The following is a 19,215-nucleotide window of genomic DNA, read 5'->3' as shown; positions in this document are numbered from 1 at the left end:
AGCACAAAACCGCGAGATCTCTTGTTAGGCCTCCCTGACCTGTGTAAAGGTGTGCCCTGTCGGCGCACGGACAATGCATTTTCTTGCTGGGCGCACGAGGCCGCTCCCCGTTCTACCTACGCTCCAAAAGAGCTTCCCCAGGTGGGGCGTTCGAGCTGCCGAATCCTGTACGGGCGGACACTGTCGCACAGGCGGCGGGTCCCCATACCCATTGGTATGGACTTTATGCGCATGCCGCCGAGAGGAATGCAGCCGTGAATGACGCCGGCCTGTCGAATTCCCCCATGTCCGACCGCCGGTTCGACGTCACCGACGAGCAACTGAGCGCCGAGCTCAAGAAGTGGACGGGGTCGACGCCCGCGCTGCAGCCCGTCGGTGAGCTGCTCGACCGGCACTGGGAAGCGGCGTTCGCCTACGCCCGGCTGTGCACCGACGGTGTCCCTTCCGCGGGAATGCTCACGACCGCCGCATTCACCCGACTCTTCGGCGAGACCCTGCGGCAGAACGGGCCGACGTCCGCCTGGCGCCCCCAACTGCTGGTCACCGTGCGCCGTATCGCGGCGGAGTGGGACAACGACCACAGACGGGAACACCTCCACCCCGAGCTGTGCTCCAAGGGCGGTGACCGCGTCGCGGCCCGGCTGCTCCCGGCGGCCGACCGGCGCCTGCTGTCCGGGGCCTTCCAGCGGCTTCCCCAGTCGGCCCGCTGCATGCTGTGGCACGTGGAGGTCGAGGCCGAGCCACTGGAGATACCCGGTGGCCTGCTGGGCCTTGAGGAGGAGGACGCGCGCGTCGAACTGGAGCGGGCCCGTGAACGCCTGCGCGAGGAGTGCCTCCAGGTCCACCGCGAACTCGCCCCCGAGCAGGAATGCCGGCGCTACCTGCGCATGCTCGACGTGACCTACCGGCGCGGCGGTGTCGAGATCGACCCCGACCTGAACGCCCACCTCGCCGGCTGCCGGCACTGCGGCCGCACCGCCGACCAACTCGCACAGTTCAACCACGGCATCGGCCTCGCCCTGGCGGAGGCGGTGCTCGGCTGGGGCGCCCGGGCCTACGTGCAATCCCGCGCCTCCATGGCCGAGCAGCCCGGCGCTCTTCCCGAGGAGATCCCGGCCCCGCCCATACCGGGCGAGCCCTTCACCCGCGAGTACCCGTCTCCCGTCACGGGCTCCCGTCCCGGCGGCCGCGCCGCCGCCCGCCGCTCGGCCCACAGGGCGGCCCGGCACACCGCAGCCCGCCGCCGCAACCTCGCCGCGGCCGTCGTGACGGTGAGCGGGCTGATCGTCCTCCCGCTGGTCCTGTGGTCCGTGCTCGGTTCCGGCGACGGCGGCACCGCGGCCGACGGCGGTCACCCCTCCGAGACACCGGGCAGCGGCAAGGGCACACCGGCCGCCGACCCGTCCTGGGTCAGCACCAGCACGGGCTCCCAGGGCACCCTGCGCGGCAGGCTGCACAACGTCGACTCCGGACTGTGCGTCGCCGTCATCGGCAAGAAGGCCGTCGAGGGAGCCGAGACCGAACTCGCCGACTGCTCCTCGTCCGCCGTCCAGCAGTGGTCGTACGAGACCGACGGCCGTCTGCGCAGCGTCGCGGACCCCGGCCTGTGCCTGGACTCCCACCTCGGCTTCTCGGTGCAGCTCGCCCCGTGCACGGGCGCGTCCAAGCCGGGTGCCAGGAACATCCGTTACGACTTCACCCTGCAGGGCACGCTCGTTCCGCGCTGGGACCAGGACCTGGCGCTGACCCCTGCCGCCACCGACGGCTCGGGCGCGCTGGTCGTCAAGACCCGCGACGACAGCACCGCCCAGCGCTGGGTCTTCGACACCTCCAAGGCCGACCTCCAGATGCAGGTGGTCAACTGGGACACCGACAGCGGCCCCCTGCACTCGCCCTCGGCCACGCCCACCCCCAGGGCCTCCAGGACGCCGAGCCCCACGCCGACGCCGTCCACGACGCCGACTCCCCCACAGTCGACGCCGACCGGCTCCTACCCCGAGAACCCCTACTGCTACTACAACCCGTCGTACTGCGGATGGGGCGGGTACGGCTCGGACCCGGGTGCCGGACACGGCGGCCGCCACTGACCTGCAGGCTCAGCCGGCGACCTGGAGCGACAGCCACAGCGCCGCCACGGCCGACACGAGCGCGGCCGGGGTGGCGAGCACACCGAGCCGGGTGAACTCGCCGAGCTTCACGTCCTGGCCGTGCCCGTGCACGATGCGCCGCCACAGCAGCGTCGCCAGCGATCCCGCGTACGTCAGGTTCGGGCCGATGTTCACGCCGAGCAGCACCGCCAGCACCGCACCGGGCCCGGCCGCGGCGGTCAGCGGCAGCAGGACCAGCACCGCGGGAAGGTTGTTGATCAGGTTCGCCAGTACGGCGGCAAGCGCGGCGATGCCCAGCAGCGCGAGCAGCCCCGACCCGCTGGGCAGCACGTGGTCGAGCGCGTCGGCGAGGCCGTTGTCCACCACAGCCCGCACGACGATGCCGAGCGCGAGGACGAACGCGAGGAACGCGGGGGAGGAGGCCCGCAGCACCGAGAGGGGGGTGGCCCGCCGCCGTAGCATCGCTCGGCCGGCCAGCACCAGCGCACCCGCCGCCGCCACCCAGGCCGGCTCGATGCCGACCGCCGAGGCTACGACGAACCCGGCCAGCGTGCACGCCACGGTGACCAGCGCGAACACGGGCAGTTCGGGCGTCTCACCGGGTTCGGGGGAGTGCAGGGACGCGGTGAGGTCGTCGGCGAAGTAGCGCCGGAAGACCAGGTACTCGGCGCCGATCGCGACCAGCCACGGCAGCGCCATCAGTGCCGCGAACCGGGTGAAGCTCAGCCCGCTCGTCTCGAAGGCCAGCAGGTTGGTGAGATTGGAGACGGGCAGGAGCAGCGAGGCCGTGTTCGACAGGTGGGCGCACGCGTACAGGTGCGGCCTGGCCCGCACACCGGCACGGGCGGCGGTGGCGAGCACCACCGGTGTCAGCAGCACCACGGTGGCGTCCAGGCTGAGCACGGCCGTGATCGCCGACGCCAGCACGAAGACCGCCACCAGCAGCCGCCCCGGCGAGCCCGCCGCCCGCCGGGCCATCCATGCCCCGCACGCCTGGAAGAGTCCTTCGACGTCACAGAAGTGCGCCAGCACCAGCACCGCGGCGAGGAAGCCGACGACCGGCCCGAGACTCGCCGCCTCAGCCCGCGCGTGGTCCAGGGAGATCGCGCCCGTCGCGATCACCACCCCGGCGGCCGGGACCGCCAGCACCGCCTCGGGCAGGCCCCTCGGGCGCAACACCGCCCACGCGAGGACGGCGACGAGCAGGACGACGGACAGCGTTTCGGCGAGCGGGGTGTTCAGAGCGGGGTCCTTCAGGGCGGATCTGTGCGGATCTGAGCGGATCCGAGTGGATCAGGGGGGTCGGGGAGGCACCTTCAAGGAAAGCAGGTCGAGGTGAACGGTCCCGCCGGGCCCCCGCCCGCTCAGGGGCCGGTACCGGGGCTGAACACCATCAGGAACACGGAGGACGCGTTGCCGGACACCGGGACCGGTCCGCCCGTCCACTTCACCGAGAGGTGGTCCCGCTCGTCCGGCGGGGTCACCAGGAGCGAGGCCGGAGTGGCCGTGTGCGCGCCGCTGACCCCGGGGTTCGAGAACGTCATCCCTGCCCAGGCGCTCTTGCCCGGCGTCAGCGTCACCGTCGTGGGCGTACCCGACTCACGCTTGGGGTCCGGGCCCAGCTGCCGGCCCGACGCGTCGACGAACGCGGCACCCGGGTAGCCCCGCACGGTGCAGGTGCGGGCGGACGTGTTGGTCAGCACGATCGGGAAGTTCTCCTGCCCGGCACCCGGGTCGTTCCGCCCGACGCTCGCCCGCAGCTCGGAGGTGTGACAACGCCCGCCACCGCCGACGCCGGCACGCGCGGACGTGGACGTGGACCTGGGCGTGGCCTGGGACGCGGTCGTGGTGGCCCCGGCCTGCGCGGTGCCCGACACGGAGGGGGATGCGCTGGCCCGGCCGGTGCTGTGGCCGCCGGTAGCGGGCGCGGCCGTACCGGACAGCGTCCGCGGCGAGCTCGCCGCGGAGCCGTCGCCGCTGCTGCCGCAGGCCGTCAGCACACCCAGCACCGCGACCGCGCTCGCGAGCAGGGCCGTCCGGTGCACGGAGGGGGACTTCTTCGTCATGGTCCTCAACACTCCCGGTGATTTCACGCACACACCCTGGCGTGTGCGTACGGCGCTCTCTGCCCCGTCACTCAGGTCCGATGCGTGCCGGGACGGAAAAGTTCGCGCGCGGCCCGAGTGGTTCGCGTCAGCTTGCGGTGCGTACGGAGTCGAGAACTCGGTCGGTCGCCGAGGCCCGGCCGCTCTGACGGATCTGCACGTACACCCGAGTCTGCGCGCCGCCGGCCGTCGGGGCGAGCGCGGCCTCCGTGACCGACCCGCCTCCCGGGCAGCGGCTCCAGCCGCGGATCCGGCCGTGCTCGGTCGGGCCGGCGTAGGCGCGACTGCCGTCGTAGTGACAGCCGGGGTGGGTGAGGGCGTTCACCGCGGCCGTGAGGTCGCCGTGCTCGCTCAGGCCCACGAACACGCCGTTCACGTCGGCGCTCAGGTTCTGCCACCGGGTCAGGTGGTCGGCGACGGCGAGCCCCGGCTCATGGCCGGAGGGCAGGCCGAGCGCCCGCGGATCCCACCCGGAGTCGCGCAGCTGGCGGCCCCAGTCGCCGGGCACCTCGGCGACGACCCGGCGGCTCGTGTCCGTGACCCGCACGTCCGCGGCCGGGGACTGCCGCTCGACCAACGCCACGGTCACGCCGACGCCCGCGACGAGGGCCACGGCGCCCGTCAGGGCGAGAGCCGTACGGCGTCTTCGGGGGCGCAGGCCGGACGAGGCGAGCCGATCCAGCTCGTCCGCGAAGGCCTCGGCGTCGGGCCAGCGGCGTCCACGGTCCGGCGCCAGCGCCCGCATCAGGGCCCGCCGGACCGCCGGGGCCAGATCCGGACGCAGCCGGTCGGGCCGCACGACCTTGCCCGGCCCACCCGGAACCGTGCCGGTGACCAGGTGGTAGCCGACCGCGCCCAGGCTGTACACATCGGCCCGGGCGTCGATGCCCGCGCGGGCCTCGGCCTGCTCGGGCGGCCGGTAGCCCGCGGAACCGGCGGCCTGCGTGAGGCCCGACGCCTCAGCCAGGCTCTTGGCCAGCCCGAGGTCGGCGAGCAGTACCCGGGAGACACCCTCGGGTGAGGTGCACAGCAGCACGTTGGTCGGCTTGATGTCCCGGTGCACGATCCCCGCCGCGTGCAGTGCGGCGGCGCCGCGGGCGGCCAGCGCCGTCAGACGCAGTGCCTCGGGCACCGGCAGCGGGCCGGCGGCCAGCAGATCGGCGAGGGTGCCGCCGTCGGCGTACTCCATCACGAAGTACGGTCTGCCGTCGGGGAGTTCACCGATGTCGTGGACCTGCACCACCCGGTCGGAACCCGCCCGGCGCAGCATCCGCGCCTCGGCCAGGAACCGCTCGCGGACGTCGAGCCGGTGGGACCAGTTGTCCGCGAGGACCTTGACCGCCACCGGGGCCTGCAGCTCGTCGTCGTGCGCGAGCCAGACCGTGCCGAACGCGCCCGCGCCCAGGCGCCGTTCGAGGCGGTAGCGCCCGATCCGCTCGACGGAGTGCATACGACTATCATGCCTGGCCGTGGATCGTTTCCGAGGAGAGCCGCTGGTCGCGCCGACCGAGGCCCTGGCCCGCGACGCGGCGGCAGGCGACACGGCGGCGCTGGAGGAGCTGCTCCAGGCCATCCGCCCGGAGGTCCTGCGGCGCTGTGGCCGGTTCCTGCCCTGCCGCGAGGACGCCGAGGAGGCCGCACAGGACGTCCTGCTCCAGGTCGCCCGGAAGATCGGCACCTTCCAGGGCCGTAGCCGCTTCAGCACCTGGCTCTACACGGTCGTCGCCAACTGCTGCCGCCAGAAGTACCGCGAACTCAAGCGGCGCTCGGCCGAACAGCCGGCCCCGATCGACCCGGAGCGGCACGCCGACCCGCGCACGACCAGCGTCATCGCCGGATCCCGCGTCGACCTGCTGGAGGCGCTGGACCGGCTGGAGCGCGAGCACCCCCAGCTGGTCGAGCCGCTGGTGTACCGCGACATCTGCCGGCTGGAGTACGCGGAGGCGGCCGAGCGCGCCGGGATCCCGCTGGGCACGTTCAAGTCGCGGCTGCACGAGGCACGCCGACAGGTCAGACCCTGGCTGGCGGACACGCCCTGAGCGCTCAGTCCTCGTCGAGCAGGCCGATCTCCGCCCAGATCGTCTTGCCGTCCGCCGTGTGACGGCTGCCCCAGCGCTCGGTGAGCTGGGCGACCAGGAGCAGTCCGCGGCCGCCCTCGTCCCACGTCTTGGCGCGGCGCAGATGCGGGGCGGTGTGGCTGGTGTCGGACACCTCGCAGATCAGCGTGGCCCCGTCGTGGATCAGCCGCAGCCGGATCGGGCGGGCGCCGTAGCGGATCGCGTTGGTGACCAGCTCGCTCACCACCAGCTCGGCGGTGAGGGCCGCCTCCTGCAGCCCCCAGGTGTCCAGCTGCTCCACGGCCTGCTTGCGGATGGGCGCGACCAGGGCCGGGTCCGGGGGGATGTCCCAGGTCGCGACCTGGGAGGCGGGCAGTCCGCGGGTACGGGCCAGCAGCAGGGCCACGTCGTCCAGGGCGCCGCCCGTCGGCAGCAGGGCGTGCAGGACCCGGTCGCATGTCTCGTCCAGCGAGTCGGAGTACGTCGCCAGCGCGTCGCACAGCAGCTGGTGACTGGCGTCCACGTCCCGCTCGCGGGTCTCGATCAGGCCGTCCGTGTAGAACGACAGCACGCTGCCCTCACGCAGCTCCAGCTCGGCGGACTCGAACGGCAGCCCTCCCAGGCCCAGCGGCGGCCCGGCCGGCAGTTCCACGTGCTGCGGCTCACCCCCGGGCGGCACCACGACCGGCGGCGGATGCCCGGCCCGGGCCAGCGTGCAACGCCGCGACACCGGGTCGTAGACCGCGTACAGACAGGTGGCGCCGACCTCACCGGGACTGCCGTCGTTGCCGGCCTCCGCCGACAGCCGCACCACCAGGTCGTCGAGGTGGGTGAGCAGCTCGTCGGGAGCGAGGTCGATGTCGGCGAGCGTGCGGACGGCGGTACGCAGCCGGCCCATCGTGGCCGAGGCCTGGATGCCGTGGCCCACGACGTCCCCGACGACCATCGCGACCCGCATCCCGGACAGCGGGATCACGTCGAACCAGTCACCGCCCACCCCCGCCCGCGCCGCCGGAAGGTAGCGCGAGGCGGCGTCGACGGCGGCTGTGCGCGGCAACGAGCGGGGCAGCAGGCTGCGCTGCAGGGCCAAGGCTGTCTCGCGCTCGCGGGAGAAACGGCGGGCGTTGTCGATGCACACGGCGGCCCGGGCGGTGATCTCCTCGGCGAGCAGTACGTCGTCGGCCGTGAACGGGTCGGGGCGCCGGAACCGGGTGAGGACCGTGACCCCGAGGGTGAGACCGCGGGCCTGGATAGGCACGGACATCGTGGCGTGGATGCCGTAGTCCCTGACCCGCTCGGCGCGCGTCTTGTGCCAGCTGAGCCACTTGTCGAGAGCGCCCGAGGAGAGCGAGGCGACGATCGTGCGGCCCGCCACCAGAGAGTCGGCCTGTGGCGAGCCGTCGGGATAGACCTCCAGCTGTCCGGGTTTGAGGACGGCCTCGGGCGTGCCGGGGTTGACCGAGCCGTGCGCGGCGCGGCGCATCTCGATCGGGGCGCTGAGCCGCGGCGGGGGTTCGACGCTGTGCTCCTGCAGGTCCAGCAGGTCGACACTGACCAGGTCGGCCAGCGCGGGCACGAACACGTCCGCCAGCTCCTGTGCCGTACGGGTGACGTCGAGGGTGGAGCCGATGCGCACGCTCGCCTGGTTGACCAGTTGCAGCCGCTCGCGGGCGAGGTAGTTGTCGGTGAAGTCGTGGGCGGCCAGGCACACGCCCCGCACCCGGCCCTCGGCATCCCTGACCGGGGCCATCCGGGCGAGCCAGGCGTGCGCGGCGATCTCGCCGCCGGTCCGCATGTACGTCTGGATGTCCGCCGCCCGCCCAGAGGCGAGAACCCGCAGCATGTTCTCCTCCAGCTCCTCGCTCTCCGGCCTGCCGCCGATCTCGGACAGGCGCAGCCCCTGGATGCGCTCCTCGGGCAGCCCGATGACGTCGGCCATGGCGTCGTTGATGTGGCGCAGCCGCAGCCGCTCGTCGTAGACCGCGACGGCACAGGGTGACTGGGTGGGAGCCGCGCCGGCCAGCGGGTCTTCAGGGGGGCGGGGGCCGCTGCCGTCGAGTGGGCTGAAGGCGTGCCAGCGGCCGGGGCCGCCGTCCTCCGCCCGCCGGTGGTGGGCCACCAGCCACACGGCCACCTCACGTCCGTCCCGGTGGAGCAGGGCGACGGTGCCGTCCCAGCGCAGTCCGTCGGGCGGGAAGGGCGCGTGCGGCCCGCGGTCGGCGAGCAGACGCCCGGCGGGGCTGCCCACGACCTCGGCGGCCGGCCAGCCGAGCAGTCTCTCCGCGCCCGCGTTCCACTCGACGAGCGTGCCCGAGTCGTCGACGGCGGCCCGCGCCGTCGCGGCCTCGTCGAACGGATACTCCGGGTTCATCTCCGCCACTCCATCGCGAACACTCACAGTGAACCGGTGAGTCACATGAGTTCCAGCCTAGTGCGTCCGCGTCCCGCATGGACGGGAACCCCGTCGTGCACGCGGCCGGACGGTCAAGGGGGAAATCCGGCCGTTGTGTCCCGTGGGGCAGAACGAGGCCACCGCACCCTTGACGGCCACGCGTGGCCCGGCGTCAGAATCTGTTTGTTCACGATCAGTTGTGAGTACTTCTGGGCCCTGATGAAGGGGAGCCGCCATGACAGTGACTCGGAGATCGGTCCTGATCGCTTCCACGGCCGCGCCGACGGCCGGAGCGCTTCTCGGCACCCCGGTGGCGCGGGCCGCCGAGGCCGCCGCGGGCGGATCCGGCCGCCGCACCGTCGCTCTGCGCGACGGATGGCGCTTCGCGCTGGTGAACCCGGGCGGGATCACCGACCCGACCGGCGCCTACGCACGGGCCGCCGACCCCGGCTACGACGACTCGGCCTGGCGCGAGGTCGCGGTCCCCCACGACTGGAGCATCGAGCAGACCCCAACCACCGAGCACGGCACCACCAGCGGCACCGGCTTCTTCCCCGGCGGCCTCGGCTGGTACCGCCTCGCCTTCACCCTGCCGTCCGGGTTCGTCGGCAAGCGGATCTCGGTGGAGTTCGACGGCGTCTACATGGACTCGTACGTCTACTGCAACGGCACGCAGGCCGGCCGGCACCCCTACGGCTACACCGGGTTCGCCTTCGACCTGACCGACCTGCTGCACACCGACGGCACCACCGAGAACGTGATCGCGGTCAAGGTGCAGAACCAACTGCCGAGCAGCCGCTGGTACTCGGGCAGCGGCATCTACCGCGAGGCCCGCCTCGTGGTCACCGAGCCGGTGCACGTGGATCGCTGGGGCACCCACGTCACCACGCCGGACATCACCCCGGAGCGGGCCGTCGTACGCGTACGGACCTCCGTGGTGAACGAGTCCGGCGTCGCGAGCGAGGTCGAGATCCGCTCGACGGTCAAGGACCCCGGCGGGCGGACGGTGGCCCGCCGGGCGACCACCGTGGACACGACCGACAGGGCGGCCGAGATCCATGAACTCACAGTCCCCGGGCCCAAGTTGTGGGACATCGAAGCCCCGCACCGCTACACCCTGGAGACGGAACTGCGCGTGGGCGGCAAAGCCGCCGACACCTACCGCACCACCTTCGGCATCCGCAGCTACCGCTTCGACCCCGACGAGGGCTTCGCGCTCAACGGCACCCCCACCAAGATCAAGGGCGTCGACCTGCACCACGACCAGGGCGCCCTCGGCGCGGCGATCAGCATCGACGCGGTGCGCAGACAGCTGACCATCATGAAGTCGATGGGCGTCAACGCCTTCCGCACCTCCCACAACCCGCCCTCGCCGCAGATCATCCAGGTCTGCGAGGAGCTGGGGATCGTGATGATGGTGGAGGCCTTCGACTGCTGGCGGACCGGCAAGACGACATACGACTACGGCCGCTTCTTCGACGAGTGGTGCGAGAAGGACGCCACCGAGATGGTCCTCGCCGCCCGCAACTCGCCCGCCGTCGTCCTGTGGTCCATCGGTAACGAGATCCCCGACTCCACCTCGACCGCGGGCCTCGCCATGGCCGACCGGATCATCGGCGCGATCAAGGCCGCCGACGACACCAGGCCGCTGGTCATCGGCTCGAACAAGTACCACGGTGTGCCCGCCAAGGGTTCCGCGGCCGACCTGATGCTCGCCAAGCTCGACGGGCTCGGCCTCAACTACAACACCGCCAGGTCGGTGGACGCTCTGCACGCGACCTACCCGCACCTGTTCCTCTTCGAGTCCGAGTCCTCCTCGGAGACTTCGACGCGTGGTGCGTACCAGGAGCCGGAGCACCTCAACACCGGCGAGAACCACACCCCGGGCAGGCGCGCGACCTCCTCGTACGACAACAATCTGGCTTCCTGGACCATGAGCGGGGAGTACGGGCACAAGAAGGACCGCGACCGGAAGTGGTTCGCGGGCCAGTTCCTCTGGTCGGGCATCGACTACATCGGGGAGCCCACCCCGTACGACGTCTTCCCGGTGAAGGCGTCCTTCTTCGGAGCGGTCGACACGGCCGGCTTCCCCAAGGACATGTACTACCTGTTCCAGAGCCAGTGGACCGGCGAGCCCATGGTCCATCTGCTGCCCATGAGCTGGAACCACGAGGAGGGCGACACGGTCGAGGTGTGGGCGTACTCCAACGTCGCCGACGTCGAACTGTTCCTCAACGGAAAGTCCCTCGGCACGCGCTCCTTCGACACCAAGAGGACCACGGACGGCCGTACGTATCTGGAGACCACGGAGGCGACCGGCGACGACAGGACCTTCACCACGGGCCCCTTCCCCGGCAGCTACACCAGCCCGAACGGCAGCGCGGGCAAGCTCCACCTCATCTGGAAAGTGCCCTACAGGCCGGGCGAGTTGAAGGCGGTGGCCCGCAAGGGCGGCAAGGTGGTCGCCACCGACGTGCTGCGCACGGCGGACGAGGCGCATGCCGTACGGCTCACCGCCGACCGCACGTCCCTGGCCGCGGACGGGCGTTCACTCGTGTTCGTCACCGCGGACGTCGTCGACGCCCGCGGAGTGGTGGTGCCCGACGCCGAGCACCTGATCACCTTCGAGGTGAAGGGTGGCTCGATCGCCGGACTCGACAACGGACGTGAGGAGAGCGCCGAGCGCTACCAGGCCCGTACCCGCACCGCCTTCCACGGCAAGGCGCTCGCGATCGTGCGCTCGGGCACCAAGGCCGGCATCCTGAAGGTGACCGCGCGGGTGGAGGGACTGCGCTCGGGCACGGCGACCGTGCCCACCACGCACGCCGGGTCGGTCGCCACCACCCCGGCGCCCGCCTTCGCACCGGCGCACCCGGCGCCCCCGAACTACCCGTCCGCGGACGCCAGTTACTCGGGCCGCCCGGACACGCTCCCCGCCGCGATGCTGGACGGCGACGCGGCCACCGGCTGGTCCAACGCCTTCGCCAAGTCGGCCACGGCCCTGCTGCCCGCGTTCAACGGCGCCCGGACGCAGGACTGGGTCCTGGTGGACTACGGCCGGCCCCGCACCTTCGGCCGCGTGGAGGTCTCCTTCACCGTGGACGCGACACACAGCCTGCCCGGTTCGGTCGAGGCGGCCGTGTGGAACGGCCGCCGGTACGTGCCCGTCACCGGAGCGGCGGTCGACTGGGCCACCGCCACGGACGCGCCGACGGTCATCACCTTCGACGCCGCGCGCGGCTCCCGGCTGAGGCTCACGCTGACCAGCGCTCACCCGGGCGAAGCCGCCGGTGCGGTGCGGATCAGCAAGCTGGAGGCGCCCGCCGGCTGAGCGGGTCGTGACGGTCCGGGCGGAAAACCAGTCCCGTCCGGACCGTTGACGGGATGTCATGGTGCGAACAAACATGAGCTGCGTCCGCATCTGGGAGCGCTCCCATAGTGATGGTGAGCGTCACCCGCCCCTCCGCCCGAGGAGCCCAGACGTGAAACGACGCAGAACCGTCCTGTTGACCATCACCGCCCTGTTGGGAGCGGCGCTCACCGCGTTACCGGCCGGACCGGCCGCCGCGGACGAGGTCGAGCAGCTGAAGAACGGCACCTTCGACACCACCAGCGCCCCTTGGTGGACGACCACCAACGTCACCGCAGCCCTCTCCGACGGACAGCTCTGCGCGGACGTGCCCGGCGGCACCGCCAACCGCTGGGACGCCGCCGTCGGCCAGAACGACGTCACCCTGGTGAAGGGAGAGTCGTACAAGTTCAGCTTCAAGGCGTCCGGTTCACCCGGGGGACACGTGGTGCGGGCGGTCGTCGGGCTCCAAGTGGCGCCGTACGACACCTATTTCGAGGTGAGCCCGCAGCTGAGTGTCTCCGGCGACACCTACTCGTACACCTTCACCTCGCCCGTCGACACCACCCAGGGCCAGGTCGCCCTCCAGGCGGGCGGCAGCGCGGACGCCTGGCGGATGTGCATGGACGACGTGTCGCTGCTGGGCGGGGTGCCGCCCGAGGTGTACGAGCCGGACACGGGGCCGCGGGTGCGCGTCAACCAGGTCGCCTATCTGCCCTCCGGCCCGAAGAACGCCACGCTCGTCACCGACGCCACCTCGAAACTGCCCTGGCAGCTGAAGAACGCCGAAGGGGCGACGGTCGCCCACGGCCTGACCGTGCCGCGCGGGGCCGACGTCTCCTCCGGGCAGAACGTCCACTCCATCGACTTCGGCGCCTACCACAGGCACGGCAAGGGGTTCACGCTGGTGGCGGACGGGGAGGCGAGCCGCCCGTTCGACATCGGCACCAGCGCGTACGAGCAGCTGAGGCTCGACTCGGTGAAGTACTACTACACACAGCGCAGTGGCATCGCGATACGGGACGACCTGCGGCCCGGGTACGCGCGTGCCGCCGGGCATCTCGGCGTGGCACCGAACCAGGGCGACACCAAGGTCCCCTGCCAGCCGGGCGTGTGCGACTACACCCTCGACGTGAGCGGCGGCTGGTACGACGCGGGCGACCACGGCAAGTACGTGGTCAACGGCGGTATCGCCACCTGGGAGCTGCTGAGCACCTACGAACGCGAACTGCTGGCCCGCACCGGGGAGTCCGGGAAGCTGCGGGACGGCACCCTCGCCATCCCGGAGAGCGGGAACAAGGTGCCCGACATCCTCGACGAGGCCCGCTGGGAGCTGGAGTTCCTGCTGAAGATGCAGGTGCCCGACGGGCAGCCGCTGGCCGGCATGGCACATCACAAGATCCACGACGAGCAGTGGACCGGCCTGCCCCTGCTGCCGAGCGAGGACCCGCAGAAGCGCGAACTGCACCCGCCGTCCACCCAGGCCACCCTCAACCTGGCGGCGACGGCCGCCCAGGCGGCCCGTCTGTACCGTCCCTACGACCGCGCCTTCGCGGCGAAGGCACTGACGGCCGCCCGCAAGGCCTGGTCGGCGGCCCTCGCCCACCCCGCCCTGTACGCCTCCGCCAGTGACGGCATCGGAGGCGGCACCTACGACGACGCCAACGCGACCGACGAGTTCTACTGGGCGGCCGCGGAGCTGTACCTCACCACGGGACAGAAGCAGTTCGCGGACTACGTGCTCAACTCCCCGGTGAACACGGCCGACATCTTCGGCAGCCTCGGCTTCGACTGGGGCAGGACGGCCGCGGCCGGACGGCTGGACCTGGCGACGGTGCCGAACAAGCTGCCCGGCCGGGACAGGGTGCGCCGGTCGGTCGTCGAGGGCGCCGACCGCTATCTGGCGACACTCAGGTCACAGCCGTACGGGATGCCGTACGCGCCCGCGGACAACGTCTACGACTGGGGCTCCAGTCACCAGGTCCTCAACAACGCCGTGGTCCTCGCGACGGCGTACGACCTCACGGGATCCCCGAAGTACCGTGACGGCGCGGTCGAGAGCATGGACTACATCCTCGGCCGCAACGCGCTGAACATCTCGTACGTCACCGGCTACGGCGAGGTCAACTCCCATAACCAGCACAGTCGTTGGTACGCGCACGAACTCGATCCGAACCTTCCGAACCCGCCGCACGGCACCCTGGCCGGCGGACCCAACTCGTCCATCCAGGACCCCTACGCACAGAGCAAACTCAAGGGCTGCACAGGCCAGTTCTGCTACATCGACGACATCCAGTCCTGGTCGACGAACGAGACGGCCATCAACTGGAACGCGGCCCTGGCCCGGATGGCGTCGTTCGTGGCGGATCAGGGCTGAGGCTCGCGCTCCACGAGTTCTGCCTGCCGCCGATGGGCGGTCAGGGTGTGCAACTCGGCCTGATCGAGCGGCTGGTGCACCTCGACGTACTCGCCGTGCGGCAGCCGCTTGATCACGCCTGTCTCCCGGCCGTGCAACACCAACTCGCGGTCGCGCAGTTGCAGACCGAGGCAGATGCGACGGGTGACGACGAAGACGACCGCCGGGAGGACGAACACCGCGACGCGGACCGTCCAGGTGACCGTGTTGATGGACAGGTGCAGGCGGGTGGCGACGATGTCGTTGCCGCCGCCCGCCAGCAGGATCAGGTAGAGGCTGATCCAGGACGCGCCGATCGCCGTGCGGACGGGGCGGTTGCGCGGGCGGTCCAGGAGGTGGTGCTCCCCTCGGCCGCCGGTCACCCGGGACTCCAGGAAGGGATAGATCCCGATGAAGACGAGGAGGAGAGGGAAGACCACGACCGGTACCAGCACACCCAGTACCAGCGTGTGACCCCACAGGGTGATCTCCCAGCCCGGCATGACGCGGACCAGCCCCTCCGCGAAGCCCAGGTACCAGTCGGGCTGGGCGCCCGTGGAGACCTGGTCGGGGCGGAAGGGACCGTAGACCCAGACCGGGTTGACCGTCGCCACGGCCGCGACGAGCGAGAGGGCGCCGAAGACCAGGAAGAAGAATCCGCCCGCCTTCGCCAGGTACACCGGCATGAACGGCGTGCCGACGACGTTGCGTTCGGTGCGGCCCGGCCCCGCGAACTGGGTGTGCTTGTGGTGGACGACCAGGATGAGGTGCGCCACGACGAGCGCGGCCATGACGCCCGGGATCAGCAGGATGTGCAGCGAGTAGAAGCGGGCCACGATGTCATGACCGGGGAACTCGCCGCCGAACACGAACATCGACAGATAGGTGCCGACGACGGGCATCGACAGCAGGGCGCCGTTGACGAAGCGCAGGCCCGTCCCCGACAGCAGGTCGTCCGGCAGCGAGTAGCCGAACAGGCCCTCGAACAGGCCCAGGAGGAGCAGCGTCCAGCCGAACACCCAGTTGATCTCACGGGGCTTGCGGAACGAACCCGTGAAGAAGTGCCGCATCATGTGCGTGAGCATCGCGGCGACGAAGACCAGCGCCGTCCAGTGGTGCAGCTGCCGGATGAGCAGGCCGCCGCGCACGTCGAAGCTGATGTCGAGCGTGGAGGCGTACGCCTCGGACATCCGCACGCCGTTGAGCGGGACGTAACTCCCGTGGTACGTCACCTCGTTCATCGACGGATGGAAGAACAGGGTGAGGTACACGCCGCTGAGGACCAGCACCACGAAGCTGTACAGGCAGATCTCGCCGAGCAGGAACGACCAGTGATCCGGGAACACCTTGCGCAGGTACTTCCTGCCGAGCGAGTGGATGCCGAGGCGGCCGTCGAGCCAGTCGGCGACGCGCTCGCCCCTGCCGGGGGTCTCCATGGCGTTCACTCCGCCTCCGCCTCCGCCCCCTCGACCTCGGCCTGGTCCTCGTCCTCGTCCTTGTGCACGTGCGTGAGCTTGTCGGGGTTGGTGACGATGTAGACGTCGGACACCCGGTCGCCCTCGGGGGTGAGGTCCATGACCATCACGGCGTACGGGGAGTCGCCCTCGAACAGCACGGCGGCGTCGTCGCCGTTGACGCGGCGGTAGCGCAGGTCGAGGTTCTGCGGGCCGCGCCGAGCCGCGTACGACGTGATGAGGCGGACCGCCTTGTCCCGGCCGTGCACCGGACGCAGCCCCGCCGGCCTGCGCTTGCCGCCGCCGTCCGTCCACACCGTGACGTCCGGCGCCAGGATCTCCATCAGCGCGGCGATGTCCCCGCCGAACGCGGCCCGCACGAACCGCTCGGTCGCCTCCCGCCGTACCCGCGGATGCGCCTGGTACAGCGGCCGCCGGGCATGGACATGGCCGCGCGCGCGGTGCGCGAGCTGCCGTACCGCCGCGGGGGTGCGGTCGATGATCTCCGCGATCTCGGTGTGGGCGTACCCGAACACCTCGTTGAGGACGAACACCGCCCGTTCCAGCGGGGTCAGTGACTCCAGGACCACCAGCATCGCCATGGACACGGACTCGGACCGCAGGGCCGGGTCGTCGGCGTTCGCGTCGTCGGCGACCAGCGGCTCGGGCAGCCACGGGCCGACATACGTCTCGCGACGGCGGGTGATCGAGGCCCGGCGCTGGAGGGCGTGGTTGACGGCGATACGGACCAGGTAGGCACGCGGATTGGCGACGCCGGCGGCGCCCCGGCCCGACCACGACAGCCAGGTCTCCTGCAGCACGTCCTCGGTGTCGGCGACGCTGCCCAGCATGTTGTAGACGAGGCCGAACAACAGCTCCCGATGGTCCATGAAGACATCGGTCGCCTCATCGGTCACAGAGCGTTCGGACATACGTGGGCCTCCCCGGTGGCGTACTCACTACTGCGAGGCCGCCCAGGGGTCGGAATGTGACATCCAAGGGGCGAAATGTGACCCACGTCTCAGGAAAATCCCACCGTGTCACACTCGCCCGCCGCCCCGCCCTCTTGAACGCGAGTCCGACATTAGGAGACCGACATCGTGTTCAAGAAGTGGCACGGCAACCCGTGGGCGATTCTCGCCACCCTTTCTCTCGGGTTCTTCATGACGCTCCTCGACCTGACGATCGTGAACATCGCGATCCCGCAACTGGGCGAGGACCTGGACGCGTCCCTCGACGAGATCCTGTGGGTCGTCAACGCCTACACCCTGGCGCTGGCCGTCCTGCTGATCACCGGGGGGCGCCTCGGCGACCTGCGCGGCAAACGCAACCTCTTCGCCGCCGGAGTCGCCCTGTTCACCCTGGCGAGCCTCGCCTGCGGCCTGGCCCGGGACCCCGCCCAGCTGATCGCGTTCCGGGCGGTGCAGGGGCTGGGCGCGGCGCTGCTGATGCCGCAGACCCTGTCGATCATCGCCGAGGTGTTCCCGGCCGACCGGCGCGGTGTGGCGATGGGGATCTGGGGCGCGGTCGCGGGCGTGTCCGGAGCGCTCGGGCCGATCCTCGGCGGGGCCCTGATCACCCACCTGAGCTGGCGGTGGATCTTCTTCGTCAACCTGCCGTTCGGCGTGATCGTGCTGGTGATGACCGTGGCGATCATCCCTGGCGCACAGCGCAGGGTACGCCACAGCTTCGACACCCTCGGCGTGGTCCTCGCCTCAACTGCCCTGTTCTGCCTGGCCTTTGGGCTCACCGAGGGGCAGCGCTACGACTGGAACCGCTGGATCTGGAGCCTGTTCACTTCCGCCGCCGTCCTGTTCGCCGCGTTCCTGCTGCACGAACGCGGCCGGCAGACGGGCGAGCCACTGGTCCCGTTCGCCCTCTTCCGCGACCGCAACTTCACCCTCGTCAACCTCGTCGGCGTCACGGTGTCGTTCGGCGTCGTCGGCATGTTCCTGCCGCTGACGATCTACCTGCAGTCCGTGCTCGGCTTCAGCGCTCTCAAGTCCGGTCTGGTCCTGCTCCCCGTCGCCATCGGCTCCTTCGTGACGGCCGGGCCCGCCGGCGCCCTCGCGGACAGGATCGGCGGCAAGTTCATCCTCATGGGCGGCCTGCTCGCCTGGGCGGCCGGTCTGACGTGGGTGGTGGCGGTCGCGGACGTCGGGTCGGGATGGCTGAGCATCGCCCTCCCGCTCCTGCTCACCGGGCTCGGCGTCGGCTGCACCTTCGCCCCGATGGCCACCGAGGTCATGCGGGGCGTCCCGCCCCGGCTCGCCGGAGCGGCCTCAGGCGTGACCAACGCGCTCAGGCAGGTCGGCTCCGTGCTCGCCGGCGCCGTCGTGGGCGCGGTGCTGCAGAACCAGCTCGCCTCCGCGCTGACGGACCGGGCCCGCGAGAGCGCCGGCCGGCTGCCCGCCCGGTACCGGGACTCCTTCGTCGCCGCCTTCTCCGGGGGCGAGTCCGATGTCGGCGCCCGGCAGCAGGGCGGCGTGCCGCACGGGGTGCCGCAGGACGTCGCCGAACGCATGCGCGCCCTCGGCGGAGAGGTCTTCGGCCACGGCTTCGTCGACGCCATGGGCCCGGCCGTGTACGTCTCCGCAGCCGTGCTGCTGACCGGATCGCTCGCCTGTCTCGCCGTACGGCGCCACCGCGGCCCGTCCGCCAACCCCCATGCCCTGCCCGTGTCCGATCCCGAACTGGAAGAGGCCAGCCGATGACCGACAGCCCGCAGAAAACGATCGACTTCACCCCGATGTACGCCTCCCACGACGCCTTCCGCCGCGACTTGGAGCGCCTCGCGACCGCCGTCGCCGAAGGGCGGGCCGGCTCGCCCCAGGTCCGCGCCGGCTGGGAGAACTTCAAGCGCCAGCTGCACATCCACCACACCACCGAGGACGGAGGTCTGTGGCCGCGGGTGCGTGAACGCGCCGCCGGCCGCCCCCGCGACCTCGCCCTGCTGGACGACATGGAGGCCGAACACTCCCGCATCGACCCGCTGCTCGCGGCGGTCGACACCGCACTGGCCGACCGTGCGCCCGAACTGCCGGATCTCGTACGGGCGTTGACGGCCACCCTCGACGACCACCTCAAGCACGAGGAGGACAGCGCCCTGCCGCTGATGCAGGACGTCCTGACGGCAGCCGACTGGGCCGCCTTCACCGGCCGCATCCGCAGGACCCAAGGCCTGCGCGGCGCCTCGGTGTTCGTACCCTGGATCATCGACGGCGCCCCGCCGGCCGATCGAGCCCGCTTCCTGGGCGCCCTGCCGCCGCCGGCCCGGATCCTCAACCGCCTTCTGTGGGAGGGGAGGTACCGGCGCCGGGGCCTGTGGGGCGGAGCCTGACGCCCAAGCGCACCT

The 19,215-nt window shown here is 71.4% G+C and carries 12 protein-coding genes; 6 read left to right on the top strand and 6 right to left on the bottom strand.

Features of this window, described 5'->3' with window-relative positions; all coding sequences use genetic code 11:
• Positions 1-254 precede the first annotated feature (254 nt).
• Complete coding sequence (locus OG870_RS03275; RefSeq protein ID WP_405626359.1) at positions 255-2,087, top strand: RICIN domain-containing protein; 1,833 nt, start codon at positions 255-257, stop codon at positions 2,085-2,087.
• Positions 2,088-2,096: 9 nt separating this feature from the next.
• On the opposite strand, the gene OG870_RS03270 is transcribed toward OG870_RS03275, so the two are convergent.
• The 3 genes from OG870_RS03270 to OG870_RS03260 form a co-directional block, all read right to left on the bottom strand.
• On the bottom strand, positions 2,097-3,350 hold the full coding sequence (locus tag OG870_RS03270; RefSeq protein WP_266845696.1) for an SLC13 family permease: 1,254 nt from the start codon (positions 3,348-3,350) through the stop codon (positions 2,097-2,099).
• A gap of 122 nt (positions 3,351-3,472) precedes the next feature.
• A complete protein-coding gene (locus tag OG870_RS03265; RefSeq protein ID WP_266845460.1) occupies positions 3,473-4,174 on the bottom strand; it encodes a DUF4232 domain-containing protein in 702 nt (233 codons plus the stop codon).
• Positions 4,175-4,301: 127 nt separating this feature from the next.
• On the bottom strand, positions 4,302-5,663 hold the full coding sequence (locus OG870_RS03260) for a serine/threonine-protein kinase (protein WP_327690591.1): 1,362 nt from the start codon (positions 5,661-5,663) through the stop codon (positions 4,302-4,304).
• Between the two features lie 19 nt (positions 5,664-5,682).
• Here OG870_RS03260 and OG870_RS03255 point away from each other — a divergent pair, with 19 nt between their 5' ends.
• Positions 5,683-6,252, top strand: coding sequence for an RNA polymerase sigma factor (locus OG870_RS03255; RefSeq protein ID WP_266524427.1), 570 nt, complete (start codon positions 5,683-5,685; stop codon positions 6,250-6,252).
• Positions 6,253-6,256: 4 nt separating this feature from the next.
• Here the strand turns inward: OG870_RS03255 and OG870_RS03250 are convergent, their stop codons facing one another.
• Positions 6,257-8,641 (bottom strand): SpoIIE family protein phosphatase, encoded by a 2,385-nt coding sequence (locus OG870_RS03250; protein WP_266593676.1) that lies wholly within the window; start codon positions 8,639-8,641, stop codon positions 6,257-6,259.
• A 256-nt stretch (positions 8,642-8,897) separates the two neighbouring features.
• Between OG870_RS03250 and OG870_RS03245 the strand changes: the two genes are divergently transcribed.
• Together OG870_RS03245 and OG870_RS03240 are read left to right on the top strand one after the other, a co-directional pair.
• Entirely contained in the window at positions 8,898-11,993 is a 3,096-nt protein-coding gene (locus OG870_RS03245; protein ID WP_266593678.1) for a glycoside hydrolase family 2 TIM barrel-domain containing protein, read from the top strand.
• Positions 11,994-12,144: 151 nt separating this feature from the next.
• Entirely contained in the window at positions 12,145-14,388 is a 2,244-nt protein-coding gene (locus OG870_RS03240) for a glycoside hydrolase family 9 protein (protein ID WP_266593680.1), read from the top strand.
• On the opposite strand, the gene qcrB is transcribed toward OG870_RS03240, so the two are convergent.
• Together qcrB and sigJ are read right to left on the bottom strand one after the other, a co-directional pair.
• A complete protein-coding gene (qcrB, locus tag OG870_RS03235; protein ID WP_266593682.1) occupies positions 14,379-15,842 on the bottom strand; it encodes a cytochrome bc1 complex cytochrome b subunit in 1,464 nt (487 codons plus the stop codon). The genes OG870_RS03240 and qcrB overlap by 10 nt on opposite strands.
• A 5-nt stretch (positions 15,843-15,847) precedes the next feature.
• Entirely contained in the window at positions 15,848-16,792 is a 945-nt protein-coding gene (sigJ, locus tag OG870_RS03230) for an RNA polymerase sigma factor SigJ (protein ID WP_266593684.1), read from the bottom strand.
• A 168-nt stretch (positions 16,793-16,960) separates the two neighbouring features.
• Here sigJ and OG870_RS03225 point away from each other — a divergent pair, with 168 nt between their 5' ends.
• Both OG870_RS03225 and OG870_RS03220 read left to right on the top strand, forming a co-directional pair.
• The gene (locus OG870_RS03225; protein WP_266524442.1) at positions 16,961-18,574 is read left to right on the top strand and encodes a DHA2 family efflux MFS transporter permease subunit; all 1,614 of its coding nucleotides are present in this window, start codon (positions 16,961-16,963) and stop codon (positions 18,572-18,574) included.
• Complete coding sequence (locus OG870_RS03220) at positions 18,571-19,200, top strand: hemerythrin domain-containing protein (RefSeq protein WP_266524444.1); 630 nt, start codon at positions 18,571-18,573, stop codon at positions 19,198-19,200. The genes OG870_RS03225 and OG870_RS03220 overlap by 4 nt, the downstream gene beginning before the upstream one ends.
• The last annotated feature ends 15 nt before the right edge of the window (positions 19,201-19,215 follow it).

The organism is Streptomyces sp. NBC_00461, from assembly GCF_036013935.1.
Taxonomy (GTDB): domain Bacteria; phylum Actinomycetota; class Actinomycetes; order Streptomycetales; family Streptomycetaceae; genus Streptomyces.
Note: the sequence above shows the minus strand (reverse complement) of the source record. Positions and strands in the feature narration are given on the sequence as shown.